The organism is Billgrantia hypersalina, assembly GCF_052584175.1.
Window position 1 is genome coordinate 125049 of record NZ_JBMIQI010000002.1, and the last position, 21746, is coordinate 146794.

General features: G+C 64.4%; 15 protein-coding genes. 9 read left to right on the plus strand and 6 right to left on the minus strand.

What is annotated here, in order from left to right; translation table 11 throughout:
* Positions 1-47 precede the first annotated feature (47 nt).
* Positions 48-1610, plus strand: coding sequence for a sensor domain-containing diguanylate cyclase (locus tag ACOJCM_RS00660; RefSeq protein ID WP_445210126.1), 1563 nt, complete (start codon positions 48-50; stop codon positions 1608-1610).
* A 114-nt stretch (positions 1611-1724) separates the two neighbouring features.
* On the opposite strand, the gene trhP is transcribed toward ACOJCM_RS00660, so the two are convergent.
* Positions 1725-3140, minus strand: coding sequence for a prephenate-dependent tRNA uridine(34) hydroxylase TrhP (trhP, locus tag ACOJCM_RS00665; RefSeq protein ID WP_445210127.1), 1416 nt, complete (start codon positions 3138-3140; stop codon positions 1725-1727).
* 223 nt (positions 3141-3363) lie between these two features.
* Here trhP and queC point away from each other — a divergent pair, with 223 nt between their 5' ends.
* From queC to ACOJCM_RS00685, 4 genes are read left to right on the plus strand one after another with little or no spacing between them, the layout of a single operon-like run.
* A complete protein-coding gene (gene queC / locus ACOJCM_RS00670) occupies positions 3364-4068 on the plus strand; it encodes a 7-cyano-7-deazaguanine synthase QueC (protein ID WP_445210128.1) in 705 nt (234 codons plus the stop codon).
* Complete coding sequence (gene queE, locus ACOJCM_RS00675; RefSeq protein ID WP_445210129.1) at positions 4068-4712, plus strand: 7-carboxy-7-deazaguanine synthase; 645 nt, start codon at positions 4068-4070, stop codon at positions 4710-4712. The genes queC and queE overlap by 1 nt, the downstream gene beginning before the upstream one ends.
* Positions 4712-5557, plus strand: a complete 846-nt coding sequence (locus ACOJCM_RS00680; protein ID WP_445210130.1) for a 6-carboxytetrahydropterin synthase — start codon at positions 4712-4714, stop codon at positions 5555-5557. Before queE ends, ACOJCM_RS00680 begins: the two co-directional genes overlap by 1 nt.
* A complete protein-coding gene (locus ACOJCM_RS00685) occupies positions 5554-5859 on the plus strand; it encodes a YkgJ family cysteine cluster protein (RefSeq protein WP_445210131.1) in 306 nt (101 codons plus the stop codon). Before ACOJCM_RS00680 ends, ACOJCM_RS00685 begins: the two co-directional genes overlap by 4 nt.
* On the opposite strand, the gene ACOJCM_RS00690 is transcribed toward ACOJCM_RS00685, so the two are convergent.
* Genes ACOJCM_RS00690 through ACOJCM_RS00700 form a run of 3 tightly spaced genes read right to left on the minus strand, consistent with a single transcriptional unit; the run spans position 5856 to position 10937 of the window.
* Positions 5856-9791: an AAA family ATPase gene (locus tag ACOJCM_RS00690; protein ID WP_445210132.1), complete on the minus strand. Its 3936-nt coding sequence runs from the start codon at positions 9789-9791 to the stop codon at positions 5856-5858. The genes ACOJCM_RS00685 and ACOJCM_RS00690 overlap by 4 nt on opposite strands.
* 30 nt (positions 9792-9821) lie before the next feature.
* Positions 9822-10457 carry a tRNA-(ms[2]io[6]A)-hydroxylase gene (locus tag ACOJCM_RS00695; RefSeq protein ID WP_445210133.1) on the minus strand — a complete coding sequence of 212 codons (636 nt, stop codon included), beginning with the start codon at positions 10455-10457 and terminating at the stop codon, positions 9822-9824.
* A 27-nt stretch (positions 10458-10484) separates the two neighbouring features.
* The gene (locus ACOJCM_RS00700; RefSeq protein WP_445210134.1) at positions 10485-10937 is read right to left on the minus strand and encodes a DUF1289 domain-containing protein; all 453 of its coding nucleotides are present in this window, start codon (positions 10935-10937) and stop codon (positions 10485-10487) included.
* Positions 10938-11189: 252 nt separating this feature from the next.
* Here ACOJCM_RS00700 and acnB point away from each other — a divergent pair, with 252 nt between their 5' ends.
* The 4 genes from acnB (at position 11190) to ACOJCM_RS00720 (ending at position 17287) form a co-directional block, all read left to right on the plus strand.
* Positions 11190-13793, plus strand: a complete 2604-nt coding sequence (gene acnB / locus ACOJCM_RS00705) for a bifunctional aconitate hydratase 2/2-methylisocitrate dehydratase (RefSeq protein WP_445210135.1) — start codon at positions 11190-11192, stop codon at positions 13791-13793.
* A gap of 300 nt (positions 13794-14093) precedes the next feature.
* On the plus strand, positions 14094-14702 hold the full coding sequence (locus ACOJCM_RS00710; RefSeq protein WP_445210136.1) for a porin family protein: 609 nt from the start codon (positions 14094-14096) through the stop codon (positions 14700-14702).
* A 137-nt stretch (positions 14703-14839) separates the two neighbouring features.
* A complete protein-coding gene (gene rraA / locus ACOJCM_RS00715) occupies positions 14840-15328 on the plus strand; it encodes a ribonuclease E activity regulator RraA (RefSeq protein WP_445210137.1) in 489 nt (162 codons plus the stop codon).
* Positions 15329-15415: 87 nt separating this feature from the next.
* A complete protein-coding gene (locus ACOJCM_RS00720; RefSeq protein WP_445210138.1) occupies positions 15416-17287 on the plus strand; it encodes a glycerophosphodiester phosphodiesterase family protein in 1872 nt (623 codons plus the stop codon).
* Between the two features lie 21 nt (positions 17288-17308).
* Here ACOJCM_RS00720 and ACOJCM_RS00725 read toward each other — a convergent pair whose 3' ends face one another.
* Both ACOJCM_RS00725 and ppsA read right to left on the minus strand, forming a co-directional pair.
* Complete coding sequence (locus tag ACOJCM_RS00725) at positions 17309-19138, minus strand: gamma-glutamyltransferase family protein (RefSeq protein WP_445210139.1); 1830 nt, start codon at positions 19136-19138, stop codon at positions 17309-17311.
* Between the two features lie 104 nt (positions 19139-19242).
* Positions 19243-21615 carry a phosphoenolpyruvate synthase gene (ppsA, locus tag ACOJCM_RS00730; protein WP_445210140.1) on the minus strand — a complete coding sequence of 791 codons (2373 nt, stop codon included), beginning with the start codon at positions 21613-21615 and terminating at the stop codon, positions 19243-19245.
* Between the last annotated feature and the right edge of the window lie 131 nt (positions 21616-21746).

Consider the following 21746-nt stretch of genomic DNA (forward strand, 5'->3'; position numbering starts at 1 on the left):
TAGGCTGGCCGAGAAATAACTAAGAATTAGCTCAGGCGGGATAAGTTATGCCGATCGATAGGATATCGACTGCGGAACTCTCTGGCGTGACCGAGCCCGCCAACCTGAATTTACCTCCCCTGCCCGACACCCTGCGCTCCCGCCTGGCAGAGTGTCGTAGCCTGCCCAGCCTGCCGGCGGCAGCGGCGCGGGTGATCGCCATTGCGCGCTCTACCGACCCCAGGCTTGCCGACTACGCGCGCACCATCGAACAGGACCCTGCGCTGACCTTGCGCCTGCTGTCCATGGCTAACAGCGCCTTTTATTCGCGTGGCGGCAATTCGGTTTCCTCGTCGCTCGACGCGGTGTCGCGCATCGGCCTGGACGCCACATTGTCGATCGCCTTGAGTTTCGGGCTACCCCGGCTTGGGGCCGGCCACGGGCTCGATCATGAGTACCTTTGCCAGCGGGCCATCATTGCGGCCTCGGCGGCCCAGGAGTTGGCCCAGCATCTCTGCCCCCACGATGCACCGCAGCTGTTCACGACCGCTCTGCTCCAGGATATCGGCATCCTCGCGTTCGAGGCCCTGGATGGCGAGGCCTACGCGACCTCCATTCCTGACCTGCATCAACACGGCAAGCTGAGCGAAGCCGAGCACACCCGTTATGGTTGCGACCATGCCCTGGTTGGCGCCTGGCTCGCCGCCAGTTGGGGTGTTCCTGACCCCATCGCTGCCGGCATCATCGACAGTCATGGCCCTCTGGCCGATGGGGATGCGCGCAAGCTATGCCTGCGACTCTCCTGTCGTATCGCAGATTGTTGGCTGGCCACCGACTCCGCTGCTGCCTTCAGTGCCCTGCTGCGCCAGCTCGCTTCGCTCGCCTCGCTGGACATCGTCATGGTCATGAGCGTAATGCAGGAGTTGCAGCATCGCCTGCCCTCGCTGGCTCGACTGTTCGAGATTACCTGCCCGCCCGCCATCGACAGCACACACCTGCTGGCCGAGGCCAAGGAGCTGCTGTTCGAACAGAACCTGCGCATGACGATACGGCTGGCCGAACAGCAGCGTGAACTCGAGGCACTGCACGCCAGCCATGTCGCGCTCGACGAGCAGCATCGCACCGATCACCTGACCCAATTGGCCAACCGGCCCTGGCTGGAGAAGCGACTCCAGCAGCACTTCGACTGCGCGCGGCAGGCCCGCCAGCCGCTCTCGGTGATGTTCATCGACCTCGACCACTTCAAGCGCATCAACGATCGTTTCGGCCACCGCTTCGGCGACGAAGTGCTGATCCATTTCGCTGCAGCGCTCAGCAACATGGTAAGGGAGAGCGATATTGCCGGTCGCTATGGCGGCGAAGAGTTCCTCGTCATCATGCCCAACACGCGCCGGGAGCAGGCCGGCCTCCTGGCCGACCGCATCCGTGAGTATCTCGCCAGCCAGCCGTTGGCCCAGGCCAACGGCGAGCCTCTCCATGTGACCGCCTCCATCGGCATTGCCGATCTGGAAGACGGCGCTTTTGCGGATGCCGCCGCCCTCGTCGACGCCGCCGATCAGGCCATGTACGGTGTCAAGCACGGCGGCCGCGATGGGGTGGCCCACTACGAAGGGCCCGACTCCGCTGTCTAAGCGAGATGAAACGGATGCCCTGCTACCGAGTACGCACAGCAAAACGATGAGGGCGGCCATTGGCCGCCCTCATCGTGTCTGTTGTCGTCCGTCTGCTTGCCGGCTGCGTTGCCGCTAGGCCGGCAGGTCACGCATCAGTAGCGCAAACTCGATCCTCTCGGGTGCGATGGCGTCACCGGGAACCGGAATACGCACCACATGGCCCGAACCGGGAGCGGCCTGTACCGATTCCCTCCGCTTGTTCTCGATATGGTCGAGAACGAAACGACGATTGCCACCCGGCAGCATCAACTCCATGCCGTCGCCCACCTCGAAGCGGTTCTTGACGTCCACCTCCAGCTCGCCGCGATCCGGGTGGTAGCCAATCACTTCGCCAACGAACTGCTGGTGCACGCCGACCGAGTTGCCGCGCTCGTAATTCTGATACTCGTCGTGCACGTGTCGGCGGTAGAAACCTTCCGTGTAGCCTCGGTTGGCCAGGTTGTCCAACTCGTCCATCAAGCGCATGTCGAAGGGGCGACCGGCCACGGCGTCGTCGATCGCACGGCGATAGACCTGGGCGGTGCGGGCCACGTAGTAGTGCGACTTGGTCCGGCCCTCGATCTTGAGCGAGGTCACGCCCATCTCGGCGAGCCTGGGCACGTGCTGAACGGCGCGCAAGTCCTTGGAGTTCATGATGTAGGTACCGTGCTCGTCCTCATAGATCGGCATCAGTTCGCCGGGGCGAGTCGCGTCCTCGATCAGGGCCGAAAGCTCGTCCTGCCCTTCCACGCCGCCGGCCGTGGCCGTGCTGTAGGCGGTACTGCCCCCTCCCGAGGCTATCAGGCCACTCTGCCCCGGCGTCCAGATGCCGCTTGCCGCATGGGCTGCCGCCGAGTTGGCCGGCACCAGGTCGCCGGTCTCGTCCTGGGCCGCGGCCACGGTGTTGTACTTCCAGCGACAGGCGTTGGTGCAGGTGCCCTGGTTGGGATCGCGATGGTTGAAGTAGCCGGAGAGCAGGCAGCGGCCGGAATAGGCGATACACAGCGCGCCGTGCACGAAGGTTTCGATCTCAAGGTCGGGACACGCGGCGCGTATCTCGGCGATCTCCTCGAGCGACAGCTCTCGCGACAGGATGATGCGGCTGATGCCCTGCTGCTGCCAGAATTTCGCCGCCGCCCAGTTGACCACGTTGGACTGCACCGAAAGATGGATGACCTGATCGGGCCAGCGCTCGCGGATCATCATGATCAGACCCGGATCGGACATGATCAGCGCATCGGGGCCGGCCTCGATCACCGGCTCCATGTCGCGCAGGTAGGTCTTCAGCTTGCTGTTGTGCGGCGCGATATTGGAGGCCACGTAGAACTGCCTGCCCCGCTCGTGGGCGTAAGCGATGCCGCGATGAAGATTCTCGAGCTTGAAGTCGTTGTTGCGTACGCGTAGCGAATAGCGCGGCTGGCCCGCATAGACAGCGTCGGCGCCATAGGCGAACGCGTAGCGCATATTCTTGAACGTCCCCGCGGGGGAGAGCAGTTCGGGAGCTTTCATGTGGGTCACCGTTTTCAGGACGATGCAGCACTGCACGAAGCCGCCGGCCCCTGGGCGACGCTTACGCTTCGGGCAGAACCGAGGAAGAGGGGCGAGAAGTCTAGCAACTGGCACCAGGCCTGGCCAGCATTCGCTTCAGCCGTTAGACTGACGCGCGCCGGACCGGATCCCGGCGCCCCGCCACAGGCGGGGAGCGACAAATTCTCCGACACAGAGCCTCACCATGACCCAAGCGAACCCCCGCGCCACCGTCGTGATCTACTCCGGCGGCATGGACTCCTTCACCGTGCTACACCGCGCCCTGCGCCTGGGGCTCGAGGTCAACGCCCTCTCCTTCGACTACGGCCAACGCCATGCGCGCGAACTCGACGTGGCGGCCCGCGTTTGTCGTCAGCTCGGCGTGCCTCACCAGGTAGTCGACATTCGTGCTATCCATGGCCTGATCGACGCCTCCGCCCTCACCGATACCAGCCGCGATATACCTGAAGGGGACTACGGCGAGGAGAACCTGGCCGCTACCGTGGTACCCAACCGCAACATGATCCTGCTGTCGCTGGCCATCGCCAAGGCCGTCAATGTCGGTGCGGGACGCGTCGACTATGGCGCCCACGGCGGCGATCACGTGCTCTACCCGGACTGCCGACCTGCATTCGTCGAGGCCATGAACACGGTGGCTGGCATCGCCAACTTCTCCCCGGTCGAGATCCATGCGCCCTACCTGCGCTCGACAAAGGCCGAGATCCTCTCCGATGGTCTGGCCATGGGCCTCGACTACGCCGATACCTGGACCTGCTACCGTGGCGAGGCGCTGGCATGTGGCCGTTGCGGCAGCTGCCGCGAGCGACTTGCCGCCTTTGACGCCAATGACGTGCGCGACCCGCTCGACTATTCCCAGCGGCTCGACCCGACGACCGGCGGAGACACCTGATGTACCACGTCAAGGAGGCTTTCTACACGCTGCAGGGCGAAGGTGCGAGGACGGGCCGCGCCAGCGTCTTCTGTCGCTTCAGCGGTTGCAACCTGTGGTCGGGGCGGGAGCCGGACCGAGCCCACGCCGCCTGCCGCTTCTGCGATACCGACTTCATCGGCACCGACGGCCAGCACGGCGGCCGCTTCGCCACCGCCGAAGCGCTGGCGGATCACTTGGCGGTACTGTGGCCGGCGAAGGGCGGCATGGCGACGCCCTACGTGGTATTCACCGGGGGCGAACCGCTGCTACAGCTCGACGAGCCCCTGATCGAGGCCATGCATGCGCATGGATTCGAGGTTGCGGTGGAAACCAACGGCACCCTGCCCGCCCCAGCTGGCATCGACTGGTTATGTGTCAGCCCCAAGGCCGGCAACCCGCTGGTGCTGACGAAAGGCGACGAACTCAAGTTGGTCTATCCCCAGCCGGAGGCCCTGCCCGAACGTTTCGGTGAACTCGCTTTTCGGCATCGCTTCCTGCAACCCATGGATGTCACGGTCCTGAATGACGACACCAACCACCTCGACGCCACTCTCGCCTACTGCCTGGCTCATCCGCAGTGGCGGCTGTCGCTGCAGACCCACAAGATAACGGGGATCGACTGATGACGCTGTTCGTCAACCGCCTGACCCAGCTGGATGCGTCGCTCTGGTGCCCCCAGCGCGGCCTGATCGGCCTGAGCTGGTTCGTCGATGCCGAGCTCGACGGCGAGATTGGCGAAGACGGCATGCTGTTCGACTTCGGCCAGGTCAAGCCGTGGATCAAGTCGCGCCTGGACGCCACGGTCGATCATACTTTGCTGGTGCCGACCCGCGCCGCCGGCGTCGAAGCCAGCGAGTGCAGCGAAGGAATCTGCGTACGGACCACCCTGCCCTACGCCATGGAGGTTCGCGCCCCGCGCCAGGCTTTCACCCTGCTGCCCTGGACCGAGATCTCCCCCGAACGACTCGCCGACCACCTCGCGCGGGACATGATGAAGCGGCCGCCGCCGCGGATCAGCGCCATCAACCTGCGCCTGCGTCCAGAGGTCATCGACGGCGCGGCCTATACCTACAGTCACGGCCTCAGGCAACACACCGGCAACTGCCAGCGTATCGCCCATGGCCACCGCTCGCGCCTGCATGTCTGGCAGCGCGGCGAGCGCTGCCCGACGCTGGAGAGGCAGTGGGCGGAACGATTGAACGATCGCTACCTGGTCGACAAGACGGATATCGTCGAGCAGGTCGAACCCGGCCTTCGCCCTAGTCTGACCAGTCGCTACCGTGCCGAGCAGGGTCGCTTTCAACTGCGCCTGCCGCCGGCACGCTGCATCGTTCTACCGCTGCCCACGACGATCGAGCATATCGCCACCTGGCTGGCAGAGCGAATCGTCGAGGAGACGGGAACAGCTACGCGGGTACAGGCTTTCGAGGGTATCGACAAGGGAGCGATCGCCGAGGCCAGGCCATGAGCAGAATTGCCGCCAACGCTACGCCGAGTGCCGTGGAACGTCCGGGGTGTCGTCCTGGCTGTGGCGCCTGCTGCATTGCGCCCTCGATCAGTTCGCCGATCCCCGGCATGCCTCATGGCAAGCCGCCTGGGGTACGCTGCGTACAGCTCGACGCGGACAATCTGTGCCGCCTCTTCGGCGACCCCCGCCGCCCGGCCGTGTGCGAGCGTTTCGTATTCGACGACGCGCTGTGTGGTGAAAACCGCACCCAGGCACTGCAGCGCATCGCCCTGCTCGAATGTGGCACCTCGACCGGCAACTAGCCGTTGCCGATCGCCACGCGCCCCGAGTCGCTACTTGCCTGTGTCAGCTGTCGATCGAGCAGCGTGCGCCAGCGGATGAGTACCGGAGCATCGCTATGGCTGACGCTGTCCAGCAGCGTGCGGAACTGCTCCCGGGTCGTCTCGTCATAGTGGTCGACCAGCGTCAGCCAGGCCTCCAGCGCACAGAGTTCCTGGTGCCGGTTCTCGTGCAGACGCGCGCACTCCAGCGCCTGCTCCACCAGCCGCCGAACCTCTTCCTTGGGCCGACCCAGCCGGTCGCGAACGCTAGCTAACTGCACCGCCAGTTCGGACACGAACAGCGTGCTACGTTCGCGAGCGATCATCAGACACTGATCCAGGTAGTCCTCGGCACGACTGAGTTCGCCGAGCGACAGGCAGGCATCGCTGTACCACAGCGTAGGCCGATGATAGCGGTCGCGGCCGGTGATCTCGCCCAGTTCCTCCTGGGTCAATTCCATCATGGTCAGCCCATCGCGGTCGCCGGATAGCGCCCGACGCCAACCGAGTATGCCCTGGGCCGATACCTGCCACAGGTGCAGGTCGGGGGTCTCGGTCAAGGCCACGGCCTGCTCGGCGCGACGCGCCGCCAGGTGCACATGGCCCAGCTGTCGATAGAGCGCGGCGGCGAACAGCAGCGCCATGGCCAGCGAACCGGGGTGTCCGATCCGTTCAGCCAGGCGAATGGCCGCCTCGACCTGCTGTTCAGCGCGCCGATAGTCGCCGCGCAGGCAGATCGCCCAGCCTTGGAAACAGGCCGCGGCCACCTGGGGGTGCTCGGAGAACGGCAACCACTCGATCATCATCGGCCGCTCCAGCGGCGCGATTTCATCGAGGTGCTCATAGGCCTGACGAATGCGCCCGGCCCAGTACTCGCAGTTGGCCCGGGCATAGTCCGCCAGGCGCTGGTAGCGCGGATCGTCGAGCTTGCCGGCAATGGTGGCCAGGCTGGCGGCAAGGGAGAAGGCATCGGCATGGGCATGGCGCTGGCTACAACCGACCCACAGGCCCCACTTCACCAGGAAGGCTTGTTCCAGATCCTCCGCATCCTCCGCATGGCAGCCCTCGTGCTGGACCAGCAGCTCGCGGGCGCGTACGAAGCTCTCGTGCGCGGTCGGCGAGCCATGCCCCTCGAGGGCGAAAGCCGCCTGGCCACGCACGGTCAGCAGACTGATCTCGCGCTCGGCCTGGTTCTCCACATGGCGCAGGCTGGCCAGACCGAAATCGGCCATCTTGAGCGCGGTGCGATTGGCGCTCACCTTTAGCGCCTCGCGTGCAGCCAGCTCGAAATAGCGCGCCCCGCGGGCGTAGTGGCCACTACGCCGCAGGTGGGTGGCAAAGTCGCCCGGGTGCCTGCCGATCCACATCGGGAAGCGCTCCTCGATGAGGCTGACGACCTGGCGGTGGATGCGCACCCGCACGTCCCGGGGGCAGGAAAGATAGGCGGCCTCTTGCAGCAACTGGTGGCTGAACTGGTATTCGCGGCAGCCGCCCTCGCCCCCGGCCGGCTCGATGATCTCGAGGCGGCGCATCTGCTCCAGGGCGCGGTTGAGCTGGGTCATGTCCCAGCCGCTGCACTCGGCGAGAAAATCGATGCGGAAGCGACGCCCCAGCACTGCCGCCACGTGGGCGACTTCTCGGTCGCCGTCGAGCTGATCGATACGCCCCGCCAGCAGTCCCAGCAGCCCCCGCGGCAGTTCGTCGAGCTGCACGCTGCGCCCCTCACGACGATCCATCTCCAGGCGACGACAAATCTCCTGCATATAGAGCGGCACACCATCGCAGCGCTCGATGATCTGTCCCCTCAGCCGTGGGCTGAGATGCAGCCGGTAGCGCCTGGCCAGCTGCGATAGCAGGCGTGACGACTGCATGGCGTCGAGGTGGCCCAGGCTCACTTGCTGATCCCAGTGCAGCCGCGTGGGCAATGCCTCGCGGCCGTGATGGCTGGCCACCAGCAGGAAGGCGCAATTGATCGGCAGGCGCGCCTGCAGACCCGACAATACGCGGAACGAAGGCTCGTCGAGCCATTGCAGGTCGTCGATCATCAAGACCTGTGCACGCTCGATGGCCTGGCGCTCGATGACCCGGCACAACAGGGCCACTACCAGATCGGCAGCCTCGCCACTCTTGGCCAACTGCGCCACTTCCGGTGACTCCCTGACACCCAGCGCTTCCTCCAGCAGGCCCAGCTGCTCGGGGTTCAGCGACAGATCGATATCGGTAATGAGCCCCTGGAGCGACGCCTGGTCGAGCTTGCCGTCAAGCCGCCAGCGCAGCAGCGTACGCGCGACACCGTAGGGTTCCAGCACCGATAGCCGGGTAGTGGGCTGCCAGCAGATCGCGGCATCGCGGCTCAGCTCGAGCTGGCGGAAACCGACCATCAAGGCCGACTTGCCCATGCCGGAGGCACCTCGCACGAGCACGCTCTGGCGCAAACCGATGCCAGCGCGCGCCAGGGCGTCGCGCAACACGCGCAGCGACGACTCCCGCCCCACCAGGCTAGGCGGCGTGGCGTCGCGGCCGCCCTCGTTCTGGCCTAGCACCAGGGCACGCAGTCGCACGCGGCCGTCGCTCGCCACCAGCCGCGAGGAAAGACGCGGCTGCAGGTCCAGCGCCGGCGGCATGTGCTGACTCGCCTCCTGGGAAATGACCAGTTCGCTGCCCTCGGCGGCACTCATCAGATCCAGCGCCCCCTGGGTCACCTGTCCCAGCGGGTCGACCAGCTGACGCTCGGGAAGATAGACGACACGTCCGCTGTTGAGGCCGGCGGCCAGTTCGATACTCGGCGGCTCATCCTCTCCGCTCCAGTGACGCGCGACCTCATCGGGGAGTACACGGCGGCAGTGCTCGTAAAGCGCCACCAATTCGGCCAGCTGATGTGCCGGGCCATGAGTGCCGAAGCAGGCCAGGCCCAGGCCGCCTGTGGCGCCGGGCAGCCAAAACCCGCCGAGGTGATGGCACTGCTGCTCCAGCCAGCGCATCAGCTCGATCTGCAGCGACAGACAGGCACGGGTCTCGTCGCGGGCGGAAAAGTCCCCTTTGACACGCAGGCGAATGGCCATCACCGACATCTGGCGTTGCTCGATCTCGTCTTCACGAAGGGGCGAGCTGCCAGCGGCCAGGGCCCGGGAGAATGCCCCTTGGGGAGACAGACTCTGCAGATCTGGACTGCCATCCGACCAATAGCGCGCCAGCTGCAGGAAACTCGGCTCGGGCTGCTGACCGGAAAGGGCCAGCAGCTGCAGGTAGGCGTTGTACTGCTCGTGGGCGGCAGCCAACTGGCCCTGCTCGGCGAGCTGGCGTACCAGCCGTTCATGAAACGGACCATAGCCAGAGAAGCGGCTGACCAGGGTCTGCAGGAGCGCATCGGGCACCTCGTCGTTACGCTCCAGCACCCCTTCGGCGAAACGGATGACTCGCTGTCGCCACTCGTTGCGCAGCTGCACCAGCCAGCGCTGGAATTCGGTGCAGGCCGGCAGCTGAAGTTCCTCCACCAGGTCGCCACGGTAGCGACACAGGAGCTGTTCGAGGGTTGCCACGTCCCGCGGCCCCTCGAGAAGCTGCTGGAGTTCATGCAGATCGAAGCGCCAGCTCTCCGGTCGCCTGAAGGCAATCGTCTGTCGCGAAACCACCAATACCCGCTCGGCCTCTTCACCCAGCGACTGGCGCAGGCAATGAAGCGCATGGCGCAGGTTGGTACGCCCCGAGGAGAGGCCCTGGTCGGGCCAGAGCAGTTCGGCCAGGCTGGCACGGTTGACGGGTTGCTGGTGCAGCAACAGGTAGACCAGCAGCGCCTTGACCTTGTCGTAGCTGAACTGGGTCAGTACATCATCGCCCAGCGCCAGCGAGAATTGGCCGAACAGTGCCAGATGATCCGGCTCGCTGTTCTGCACGATTTCTGAAGCGTCCTGCATGACGGAACCCTGCATGGCAAAGTGGCGTTATCAAGCCGGCACGCCACTATGGAAACGAAACGCCGTGTCCGGCGTGACTATTAGTTGTGCTTCGCATTCGGCAAAGAAAACCACCCGCTTGTCAATGGACTCAGACGAAAGATACCGCGCCAGCATGAGGTAATCCTCGTAGTGTCGGCCTTCCGACTTGACCAGAGAGCGATAGAATCGGGCCAGTTCGGGGTCCAGGTGCGGGATCAACCTGGCGAACCGTTCGCAGCTTCTCGCTTCGATGTATGCGCCTATGATGAGAATATCGACAAGTCGCTGCGGTTCTTGAGGACGGACATGTTGCCGCAGGCCTTCGGCATAGCGCGACGCGCTCAGGTGGCGGTATTCGATGCCTCGCCCTTCCATCAGCTTGACCACCTGTTCGAAGTGCAGCAGTTCTTCCCGCGCAAGCTGCGACATCTTGGTCAGCAGCAGTGGCTGGTCGACATAGCGATAAAGCAGGCTCATCGCGGTCGAGGCCGCCTTCTTCTCGCACTGTGCATGGTCGATCAGCAGCAGCTCGGGATTCTCAAGCGCCCAGGCGACCCATTCATCGGGCGTGGGGCAGGCGAGGAAGTCGAGCAGGCCCGGCGGCAGCTCGACATCGTTGAAGGTCGCTTCGAAGGTCTCGGACATGTTCAGGCTCGGTCTTTGATCGGGCGATCAACGCTGGGCATCCAGCGTCGGGGAGGCGAGGCGGCGCTCGTTGGCCTCCGTCATCAGCTGCTCGCTGAGCCGCGCATGGAGTTCGGCGGCGCCGTAGCCCACGGCACTCTCCCGCGGCTCAAGACCGTAGCGACGCAGCTCGCGGATGCGTTCACGACCGACGCGCAGCAACTCCACCGCACGCGACAGCGGCGGCTGCTCCGGACGAAAGCGGATACGGTGTCGGCGCAGCTGTTGCTCGAGACAGGCTTCGTCAACGACCCGCAGAAAGCGACCCGCAACCCGCTCACGCAAGGCATCGAGCTGCTCAATACGGCGGCTGCGCTGCTCCGCGGACAGAGCCATCCACTCAACGATCTCGGTATCCGTTCGCTGGCATCCCCGGCACACCGGATCGCCCAGCGTCGTCGAGCAGAGCCCCACACAGGGCGAGGCGATACGCGCGCACATCCCTCTCTCCAGTTGATTGGTCCGAACAATGGTAACGCGCCCTGTCCCAGGTGGCACGCTGTAGTTGGGCGACATCGCGGCGACCAAAGTCTAGGCCGCAGCAGAACGGGCCAACTTAACATTGTCGACAGTTTCCCGTAGAATCGCGCCACCCAGTGACTACGGTTGTTTCACCCGCCAAGGCAGGCTTTTTGCCGACGTTATCGTCGTGCCGACCCCGCCTTGGGCAACACACCAGATGAGGGCCCCAACGTGCTTGAAGCCTATCGCCAACATGTCGAAGAACGCGCCGCCGAGGGCGTCCCGCCGAAGCCCCTGAATGCCGAACAGGTCGCCGCGCTGGTCGAACTGCTGAAGAGCCCGCCGGCCGGCGAGGAAGAATTCATCCTCGACCTGCTGACCAACCGCGTTCCGCCGGGCGTCGACGAGGCCGCCTACGTCAAGGCCGGCTTCCTCACCGCTGTTGCCAAGGGCGAGGCCCAGTCACCGCTGGTGGACAAGGTCCATGCCGTCAAGCTGCTGGGGACCATGCAGGGCGGCTATAACATCGCCACACTGGTCGAATTGCTGGACGATAGCGAACTGGCCCGCGAGGCCGGCGAACAACTCAAGCACACGCTGCTGATGTTCGACGCCTTCCACGACGTGGAAGAGCGTGCCAAGGCGGGCAACGCCGTAGCCAAGGACGTCCTGCAGTCCTGGGCCGACGCCGAGTGGTTCCTGTCCAAGCCGGCCCTGGCCGAGAAGATCACCCTCACCGTATTCAAGGTGCCGGGAGAAACCAATACCGACGACCTCTCCCCCGCCCCGGATGCCTGGTCGCGCCCCGATATCCCCCTGCACGCCAATGCCATGCTCAAGAACGAGCGTGAGGGTATCGAGCCGGAAGTGCCGGGTACCACCGGTCCGCTCAAGCAGATCGAGGCAGTGAAGGCCAAGGGCTACCCAGTCGCCTACGTCGGCGACGTGGTCGGCACCGGTTCCTCCCGCAAGTCCGCCACCAACTCCGTGCTGTGGTTCTTTGGCGACGACATCCCCAACGTGCCCAACAAGCGCGCCGGCGGCTTCTGCTTCGGCGGCAAGATCGCGCCGATCTTCTTCAACACCATGGAGGACGCCGGCGCCCTGCCCGTCGAGATGGACGTCTCCCGGCTCGAAATGGGCGACGTGATCGACGTCTACCCCTATGAAGGCAAGGTGTGCAAGCACGGCACCGACGAAGTACTGACCACCTTCGGGCTCAAGACCCAGGTGATCCTCGACGAGGTGCGTGCCGGCGGCCGTATCCCGCTGATCATCGGTCGCGGCCTGACCGGCAAGGCGCGCGAGGCGCTGGGCCTGCCCCAGTCCGACGTGTTCCGCCTGCCCGAGCAGCCCAAGGACACCGGCAAAGGCTTCACCCTGGCCCAGAAGATGGTCGGCAAGGCATGCGGCATGGAGGGCGTGCGCCCGGGCATGTACTGCGAGCCGAAGATGACCACCGTGGGCTCTCAGGACACCACCGGCCCAATGACCCGCGACGAGCTCAAGGACCTCGCCTGCCTCGGCTTCCAGGCCGACCTGGTGATGCAGTCCTTCTGCCATACCGCCGCCTATCCGAAGCCGGTCGACGTCGAGACCCACCACACCCTGCCCGACTTCATCATGAACCGTGGCGGCGTCTCGCTGCGCCCGGGCGACGGCATCATCCACAGCTGGCTGAACCGCATGCTGCTGCCCGACACCGTGGGCACCGGCGGTGATTCCCACACCCGTTTCCCGCTGGGCATCTCCTTCCCGGCCGGCTCGGGCCTTGTCGCCTTCGCCGCGGCCACCGGCGTCATGCCGCTGGACATGCCGGAATCGGTGCTGGTTCGCTTCAAGGGCAAGCGTCAGCCCGGCGTCACCTTGCGCGACCTGGTCCATGCGATCCCCTACTACGCCATCAAGCAGGGCCTGCTGACCGTCGAGAAGTCGGGCAAGAAGAACGCCTTCTCCGGCCGCGTACTGGAAATCGAGGGGCTGGAGGACCTCACCGTCGAGCAGGCCTTCGAGCTTTCCGACGCCTCCGCCGAGCGCAGTGCCGCGGGCTGTACCATCACCCTGGGTGAAGAAAGCGTCGCCGAGTACCTGAAGTCCAACATCACCCTGCTCAAGTGGATGATCGCCAACGGCTATGGCGACAAGCGCACCATCGAGCGCCGCATCCTGGCGATGGAGGAGTGGCTGGCCAACCCGAGCCTGATGCGCGCCGACAAGGACGCCGAGTATGCCGAGGTCATCGAAATCGACCTGGCCGAGCTCAAGGAGCCGGTACTCTGCGCCCCGAACGATCCGGACGACGCCCGCCTGCTCTCCGACGTTGCCGGCGAGAAGATCGACGAGGTCTTCATCGGTTCGTGCATGACCAACATCGGTCACTTCCGTGCGGCAGGCAAGCTGCTCGAGAAGCAGCCGGCCGGCAGCCTGAAGACCCGCCTGTGGCTGGCGCCGCCGACCAAGATGGACCAGCACCAGCTGACCGAAGAGGGCTACTACGGTATCTACGGCCGTGCCGGCGCGCGCATGGAAATGCCGGGCTGCTCGCTGTGCATGGGCAACCAGGCCCGCGTCGCGGCCAAGAGCACCGTGGTCTCCACCTCGACCCGCAACTTCCCCAACCGCCTGGGCGACGGCGCCAACGTCTACCTGGCGTCGGCCGAGCTGGCCGCGGTAGCCGCGGTGGAGGGTCGCCTGCCGACCGTCGCGGAGTACCAGCGCTACATGGGCGAATTCGACGCCATGGCCGGTGAGATCTATCGTTACATGAACTTCCATGAAATCGAGGAGTATCAGAACGCCGCTTCCAACGTGATTCCGGTTGCCCAGGAAGCCTGATACCTTTCTTCTTTTCGACTCCGATGCTCGCAACATCGAAGGCGCCTGGCGACAGGCGCCGGAGCCGATGACCGAAGCGCCCTCCTTGGAGGGCGCTTTTTTCATAAGTGCTGACGGGCCGGATAATTACTTCTCCGGCGGCCACGCTTCGCTACGTTTTTTTACCTGCACCACCTTGAGGGCGGTAAAACCCGCGTCTAAGTTTAAGAAGCCTTCGTGCGCCTGGTCGGTCGGGGGACCGATGGGCGCAAGGAAGAAATAGGGATTTCAAGGCCAAGGGACATTTCAAGGAGTCAGAACATGTCAAAGAGAACGCTCCTCACCATAACGCTCGCCTCCACTTCGCTACTGGCAGCCGCCACCGCCCATGCCCAAGCCAATGCGCCCCATGAGCGCTATGCCTACTTGGGTCTGGGTACCGGCTTCAGCTCGCTGGAGAACGACCGTGAAGAGGTGGACAATTTCATCGAGGCTGGCGCCAGAGACTTCAATCTGGATGACGACGACAACAGTTGGAAAGGTTTCGTCGGCTATCAGTTCAACCGCTATCTGGGAGCGGAGGTCTTCTACGCCGACCTGGGACGCGTGCAGCTACGTGGCAACGACATGGCCAGCACCGACCTGGAATCGACGGCCTACGGTGCCAGCCTGGTCGGTCAACTGCCATTGACCACCTGGTTCGCTCCCTTCGCCAAGGTTGGTGCCGCCAGCTGGGAAACAGAGGTAAAAGGCAACCTGGGCGATGCAGAGCTCGACCTGCAAGATAATGACGGCTTCGACCCGGTCTATGGCCTGGGGGCGCAGTTCACCTTCAATCCGGTCCTGATCCGCGCCGAGTACGAGCGCTACGATTTCGACAGCGATTACACCATCGACAGTTTCACGGCCTCGGTAGGGCTGCGCTTCTAACCCGTCATTCCGCGTTTCGTCCCTCGACACCGGGCCATGCCCGGTGTCGTGCATTCCTGCGACGAATCGATGAGGGTTCGGTCGAACGAACCATGGCATCATTCCGACCACATCCTCCCCCAGGTAAGGAAGACTCAATGAGCGCGATCATCACGCCCGACATTTGCGACGCTCACCCGGACGTGCAGGTACTCGACCCCATCTTCATCAGCTTCGGCGGACGCGAGGCCTTCTGCGGTCCCATTCGCACCGTCAAGTGCTTCGAGGACAACTCCCTGGTCAAGCAGGCGGTCGGTGAGCCCGGGAACGGCGCCGTGTTGGTGGTAGATGCTGGCGGTTCCCATCGCTGCGCCATGCTTGGCGACATGCTGGCCGAGCAAGCCGTAGACAACGGCTGGTCCGGTGTCGTGATGTACGGCTGCGTGCGCGACGTCGACGTGCTGGCCGAGACGGACCTTGGCGTGCATGCCTTGGGCACTCACCCGCGCAAGAGCGAGAAGCGCGGCGAAGGCAGTCGCGACGTTCCGGTAACCTTCGCCGGCGCCACCTTGCGACCGGGCCAGTGGCTCTATGCCGACAACAACGGCATCGTGGTAGCGGACGAGCGCCTGCCTCTCGACACCTGAGCCCTGACGCCGTGGCGAAAGCTTGCCCATCGGCGGGTCGCAATGCCACGCTAGGCGCATGAATTCGTACCGGGAGCACGTTGAAAGATGGCGTCACTAGGCGTGGATGTGCTGCGCAGCCTGCGAGAACATCTGCGTCCGCTGGTAGCGTACCACCTCTTCTTCACCCTGCTTGCCTCGAGCCTGCTATTGCCGGCCGTGGCATGGACCCTCACCGGCCTGCTCGGCCGCTTCGAACGCCCGGTGATCACCAACGCCGAGCTGCTCGAACTCCTGCTCAGTCCGGGCGGCATCCTGTGGCTTCTGGTGGCAGTCGGCCTGACCTTCCTGGTCCTCTACCTGCAACAGGCCGGCATGATTCTGGTAGCGGTCAAGCGCCGCGACAATCACTATCAGCTGGCATTCATCGCCCTCTGGCAGACGCTGCGCCGCCTGCCCGTTTTGGCCGGACTGGTAGTGCTGCAGGTCGGAGCGCACCTGCTGCTTGCCCTGCCTGTCGCGCTCACGCTGGGCTGGCTCTACGACCTGATCCTCGGGGGGTACGACCCCTACTTTGTCATGCGCATACGCCCACCGGCGCTGTGGTATTTCCTCGCTGTCGCCGCACCGCTGGCCCTGGCCTGGGCCATGGTCGCGGGCTGGCTGTACGTGCGCTGGATACTGGCACTGCCCCTGGCCACGCTGGAGAACCTTTCGCCCAATGCCGCTCTCCGGCGTAGCCGGGAGCTGACCCGCGGGCACCGGGGCAAGGTTGCCCTGGTGGTGATTCTCGTGCTCGTCGTCATCGTTGTCCTGCCATTCGCGGCGAGCGCACTGTTCGACCGCGTCTTTACCCCGATGCTCTGGTGGCTGCCGGAACGCAACACGGTGCTGATCCCTGCCATGCTGGCCTACGTCACCGGCTACGTACTGGCGACGCTTGCTATCACCTTCATCGGCGTCGCGGCCAATGCCCTGTTGTCGGCTTGCCTCTACCTGCGTCTCGCGCATCGGGAACCACGCCCGGCCCCGCCACCGCCCGACGCCCATCCGGGACGGCTGGCCTGGGGCGTCGAGCTGGCCGTCGTGCTCTTCGCCTTGGCCCAGGCCTGGTGGATCGTCAACAGCTTCGAGCTGCGCGACGAGGTCACTATCATTGCCCATCGCGGCAGCTCCATGGCAGCCCCCGAGAACACCCTGGCGGCCGTGGAGCGGGCGGTCGCGGACAATGCGCATTACGTTGAGATCGATGTCCGACTGACGGCGGATGGCGAGGTCGTGCTCTATCACGACCGTAGCCTGCAACGCCTGACCGGCGATCCACGCAACGTGCAGGACGTGACTCTCGATGAGCTGCGTGAGTTCGATGTCGGGAGCTGGTTCGGCGATGCCTTTGTCGACGAGCGCATACCCACCCTCGACGAAGCCTTCGAAGCGGTTCGCGGCAGCAGTGCCTTGATGATCGACATGAAACCGGCCCCAGGTGCCGAAGCCGCCCTGGTAGAAGCGGTGCTCGCCGCCCTGGAACGGGAAACCGCCGTGAGACGCGAGTGCTTGATGCGCGTCACGCCGGCCGAGGCCCCGCGCTGCGGCAATCCAGACGTCGCCGGCGAAACGCGGCTTGCCGTCATGTCCGCCGGCGTATTGGAAATGATCAAGGAGCGGGAGCCCGACCTACGCGTGACCCTGCTGGCCCAGCTCGTGATGCCGGGCACGCTGGACCGGCGCAGCTTCGATGCCCTGGGGCTACGCCATAATCGCATCACCGACAACGAGATCCGACTGGCGCGAGAGCTGGGCTATGAAGTGCACGCCTGGACGGTCAACGACCGTGCACGCATGTCGCAGTTGATCGATCTTGGCGTCGACGCCATCATCACGGACTATCCGAGCCGCCTGAGCGAGCTCATCGAGGACCGCGAAGAGCTCAGCGACGGGGCGATCCTGCTGGTGAAGCTGCGCAATTGGTTACGACATTGACAGCATGCAACCGACGCGGAGCTATTCGCCCATGACCACGCCTTCGCGACGCGGATCGGCACCGCCGAAGAAACCCTCCTCGGTCCGCTGGATGGCCTGCAGGCCGCTGACCAGTTCACGCTCGCTCGCTTCGTGGCCCAGCTCGTTGAGCTCGTCGATGACCGAAGCCGGAAAACGCCCTTCCTCGAGGAAAGCGGGCCCTCCCAGGGTGATCGCGTGCGGGAGATCCAGCGCTTCCTGTGCATCCAGCCCCCAGTCGAACATGGCCACCAGCGCCTTGGCCGTATAATGAATGATGGCCGCGCCGCCCGGTGACCCCAGGCTTGCCACCAGTTCGTTGCTGTCACGCTCGAACACCAGCGTTGGGCTCATGCTCGAGCGAGGCCGCTTGCCGGCCTCGACGCGATTGGCAATGGGTGTGCCATCGGAATCCAGAGGTCGGAACGAAAAATCGGTCAACTCATTGTTGAGCAGGTAGCCACCCGGCAGACCGGTTCCACCGTTGGCCATGATACGCGAGCCAAAGGCGGCCTCGATGGTCGTGGTCATGGCGATGGCTTTGCCCTCTTCATCCACGATGCTGATATGGCTGGTACCGTATTCCGGCTGGGCAGGTTGTACCGCCCAGGCCATCTCCACCTCTCCGGGATCGCCCGCCTTGGCTCCATCGGGTCCCATGCTGCGTTCACCGATCAGTTCGGCTCGCTCCTCCAGGTACTCCTCGTCCAGCATGCTGTTCCAGTCGCCCCCCGGAGGATTGACGAAGTCAGGATCGGCAATGAATTTGTCGCGATCGGCAAAGGCCAGGCGCGACGCCTCGAGGAAGCGGTGCAGCCATTCGGTGCTGGGGCGGTCCTCTACCAGCGGTTCGTCGAGCTCGGGCAGTTGCTCCAGGGCACCGAGGATCTGCATGACGGTCAGGTGGCCCGAGGAAGGCGGCGGGAAGCCGCACACACGGTAGTCGCTCCAGTCGGTACAGATCGGCGAACGCTCCTTGGCCACGTAGGTGGCCATGTCCTCGAGGCTGATCGCCCCGGGCCGAACCGGATGGTCCTGCACGCGATAGACAAGATCCTCGGCGATCGGGCCGGTATGCAACGCCTTGCTGCCGTTCTCGGCGATATCGCGCAGGATGGCCCCCAGCGCCGGATTCTTGAGCAAATGCCCCTCGGGCAGCGGCTCGCCATCCTCGCTGTAATAAAAGGTACTGGCGAGCGCATCGTCACGCAGGCGTTCCTCCTCGGCCAGGCTCACATGCAGGCGCGGGCTCACCTCGAAGCCCTCTTCCGCCAGGGTGATGGCCGGCTCGAAAAGCTCCGCCCAAGGCAGCTTGCCATGCTTTTCATGAGCCATTTCCAGCATGCGTACGGTGCCGGGTACGCCAACCGAGAGACCGCTGGCTGCCGCCTCCATGAACTCCAGGGGCTCACCCTCGCCATTGAGGAATAAAGACTCGCTGGCGGCGCGAGGGGCCGTCTCGCGGCCGTCATAGGCCTTCACTTCGCTACCGTCGTAGTGCATCAGGAAAGCACCGCCACCGATACCGCTCGATTGCGGCTCCACCAGCGTCAGTACCATCTGAACGGCAATGGCGGCATCCACCGCCGAGCCTCCGGCCTGGAGGATCTGGTACCCGGCATCGGTGGCCAGGGGATTGGCAGCGGCCACCGCGAACCGCTCGGTGGCCCAGCCCGGTTTTTCGTTATGGCCCGAGGCCGTTTCCGGGTCTATTTCGGGGACTTCGTACTGGAAATCCACCTCACCGGTTGCCAGCAGGGGCACGCTCAGCATGCAGGCTGAGACAATGCTGGCCAGCCAGCATCGGCGGAAGGAAACTGTTCGCATGTCCATGAGAGGGCCCTCGGTAACTCCATGTAAGAGGTGTACAGCATAGGCGAAAAAAAGCCTGATTGACGACTCTCAATCAGGCCAGTTTGTAACTTACGAAAATTTTGCTATGAGAGAGTCTCACCTGCCAGCATGAACCAGGTTTCCAGGACGGCGTCGGGGTTGAGCGACACCGAGTCGATACCCTGCTCCATGAGCCACTTGGCCAGGTCGGGGTGATCCGAGGGCCCCTGCCCGCAAATGCCGACGTACTTTCCCTGCTCCCGGCAGGCCTGGATGGCCATGGCCAGCAGCCGTTTCACTGCCGGGTTACGCTCGTCGAACAGATGCGCCACGATGCCCGAGTCGCGGTCGAGCCCCAGGGTGAGCTGGGTCAGGTCGTTCGAACCGATGGAGAAACCGTCGAAGTATTCGAGGAACTCCTTGGCCAGCAAAGCGTTGGCCGGTAGCTCGCACATCATGATGACCTTGAGACCATTGTCGCCACGCTCGAGCCCGTTGGCCGCCATCAGCTCGACGACTTCCCGCGCCTCGTCGGTGGTACGTACGAAAGGCACCATGATCTCGATGTTGTCGAGTCCCATCTCGTCACGCACGCGCTTCAGCGCCTTGCACTCGAGCTCGAAGCAGGGGCGGAAGGCATCGGAGATGTAGCGCGATGCACCACGGAAACCGAGCATGGGGTTTTCCTCGCCCGGCTCGTAGAGCTTGCCGCCGATCAGATTCTCGTACTCGTTCGACTTGAAGTCGGAGAGACGCACGATGACCCGCTGCGGATAGAACGCCGCCGCCAGGGTGGAGATGCCCTCGACCAGTTTGTCGACGTAGAAGTCCACGGGGCTGGCGTAGCCGGCCGTGCGCAGGTTGATGGTCTGCTGCAGGTCGAGCGGCAGGGTGTCGTATTCCAGCAGCGCCTTGGGGTGCACGCCGATCATGCGGTTGATGATGAATTCCAGGCGCGCCAGGCCGACACCGGCATGGGGAAGCCCGGCGAAGCTGAAGGCACGGTCCGGGTTACCCACGTTCATCATGATCTTGAACGGGATTTCGGGCATGGAGTCGACGCTGGTAACGCGGCGATCGTATTCGAGCAGCCCTTCATAGACGTGCCCCGTATCGCCCTCGGCGCAGGAGACGGTCACGTCGCGTCCTTCCTCGAGGACCTCGGTGGCATCGCCACAGCCGACCACCGCGGGAATGCCCAGCTCGCGGGCGATGATCGCCGCGTGACAGGTGCGCCCCCCGCGATTGGTGACGATCGCCGAGGCGCGCTTCATGATCGGCTCCCAGTCGGGGTCGGTCATGTCAGTAACCAGTACGTCGCCGGCGTTGACCTTGTCCATCTCCTCGGGCGAGAACACGATCTTCACGGCGCCACGGCCGATTCGCTGGCCAATCGCACGGCCGTTGACCAGGGTGCGCCCTTTCTCCTTGAGGTGGAAACGCTCCAGCTTGCCCCCCTCCAGCTGGGAGACCACCGTCTCGGGACGTGCCTGGACGATATAGAGTTCGCCGTCGTCACCGTCGAGCGCCCATTCGATGTCCATCGGGCGTCCGTAATGCGCCTCGATGGTCACTGCCTGGCGCGCCAGGGCCATGACCTGGTCGTCGTTGATACAGAAGCGAGCGCGATCCCGGAGCGGCACATCAATGGTCGAGACCGACTTGCCGGCGCTGGCGTCGTCGCTGTAGACCATCTTGATCAGTTTGGAGCCGAGGTTGCGACGCAGCACCGCCGGGCGCCCTGCCGCCAGGGTCGGTTTGTGCACGTAGAACTCGTCGGGATTGACCGACCCCTGGACCACCGTCTCGCCCAAGCCCCAGGAGGCGGTCACGAAGACCGCATCGCGATAGCCCGATTCGGTATCGAGGGTGAACATGACTCCCGAAGCGCCGGTTTCCGATCTCACCATTTTCTGAATGCCGGCCGACAGCGCCACGTTCTCGTGGGCGTAACCACGATGCACGCGATAGGAGATGGCACGGTCGTTGAACAGCGAGGCAAATACCTCATGCACGGCACGCTTGACGTTATCGAACCCCTCGATGTTGAGGAAGGTTTCCTGCTGCCCGGCAAAGGAGGCATCGGGCAGGTCTTCGGCCGTCGCCGAACTGCGTACCGCCACCTTGAGGCTGGGATGCTGACTGGCCAGCTCTTCATAGGCGGTACGCAGGTGAGCCTCGAAGGTGGGCGGCAGCGGCGTGTCGATCACCCACTGGCGAATCTCGGCGCCCACTCGGGACAGTTCCCCGACGTCATCGGCGTCGAGCTGGGCCAGCGCCTGGTTGATACGCTCGTTGAGGCCCTCATGGGCAAGGAATTCGCGATAGGCATGGGCAGTCGTGGCAAAGCCGCCGGGAACGGTGACGCCGGCTCCCGCCAGGTTGGAGATCATCTCGCCGAGCGAGGCGTTCTTGCCACCTACCCGATCGACATCGTTCATGCCGAGCTGATCGAACCACAGGATATAGTCTTCCACGTAACCCCCTTGAAGCTTCGTTGCCCAGGCTCAGTCGAAAGCTGGGCTTCAGACGAATGTCGCAATGGTGCTCACCATAAACGCAAGCGGCCATATTCGCCATTGGTCTAACATCGAAGTCACTGGAGGTT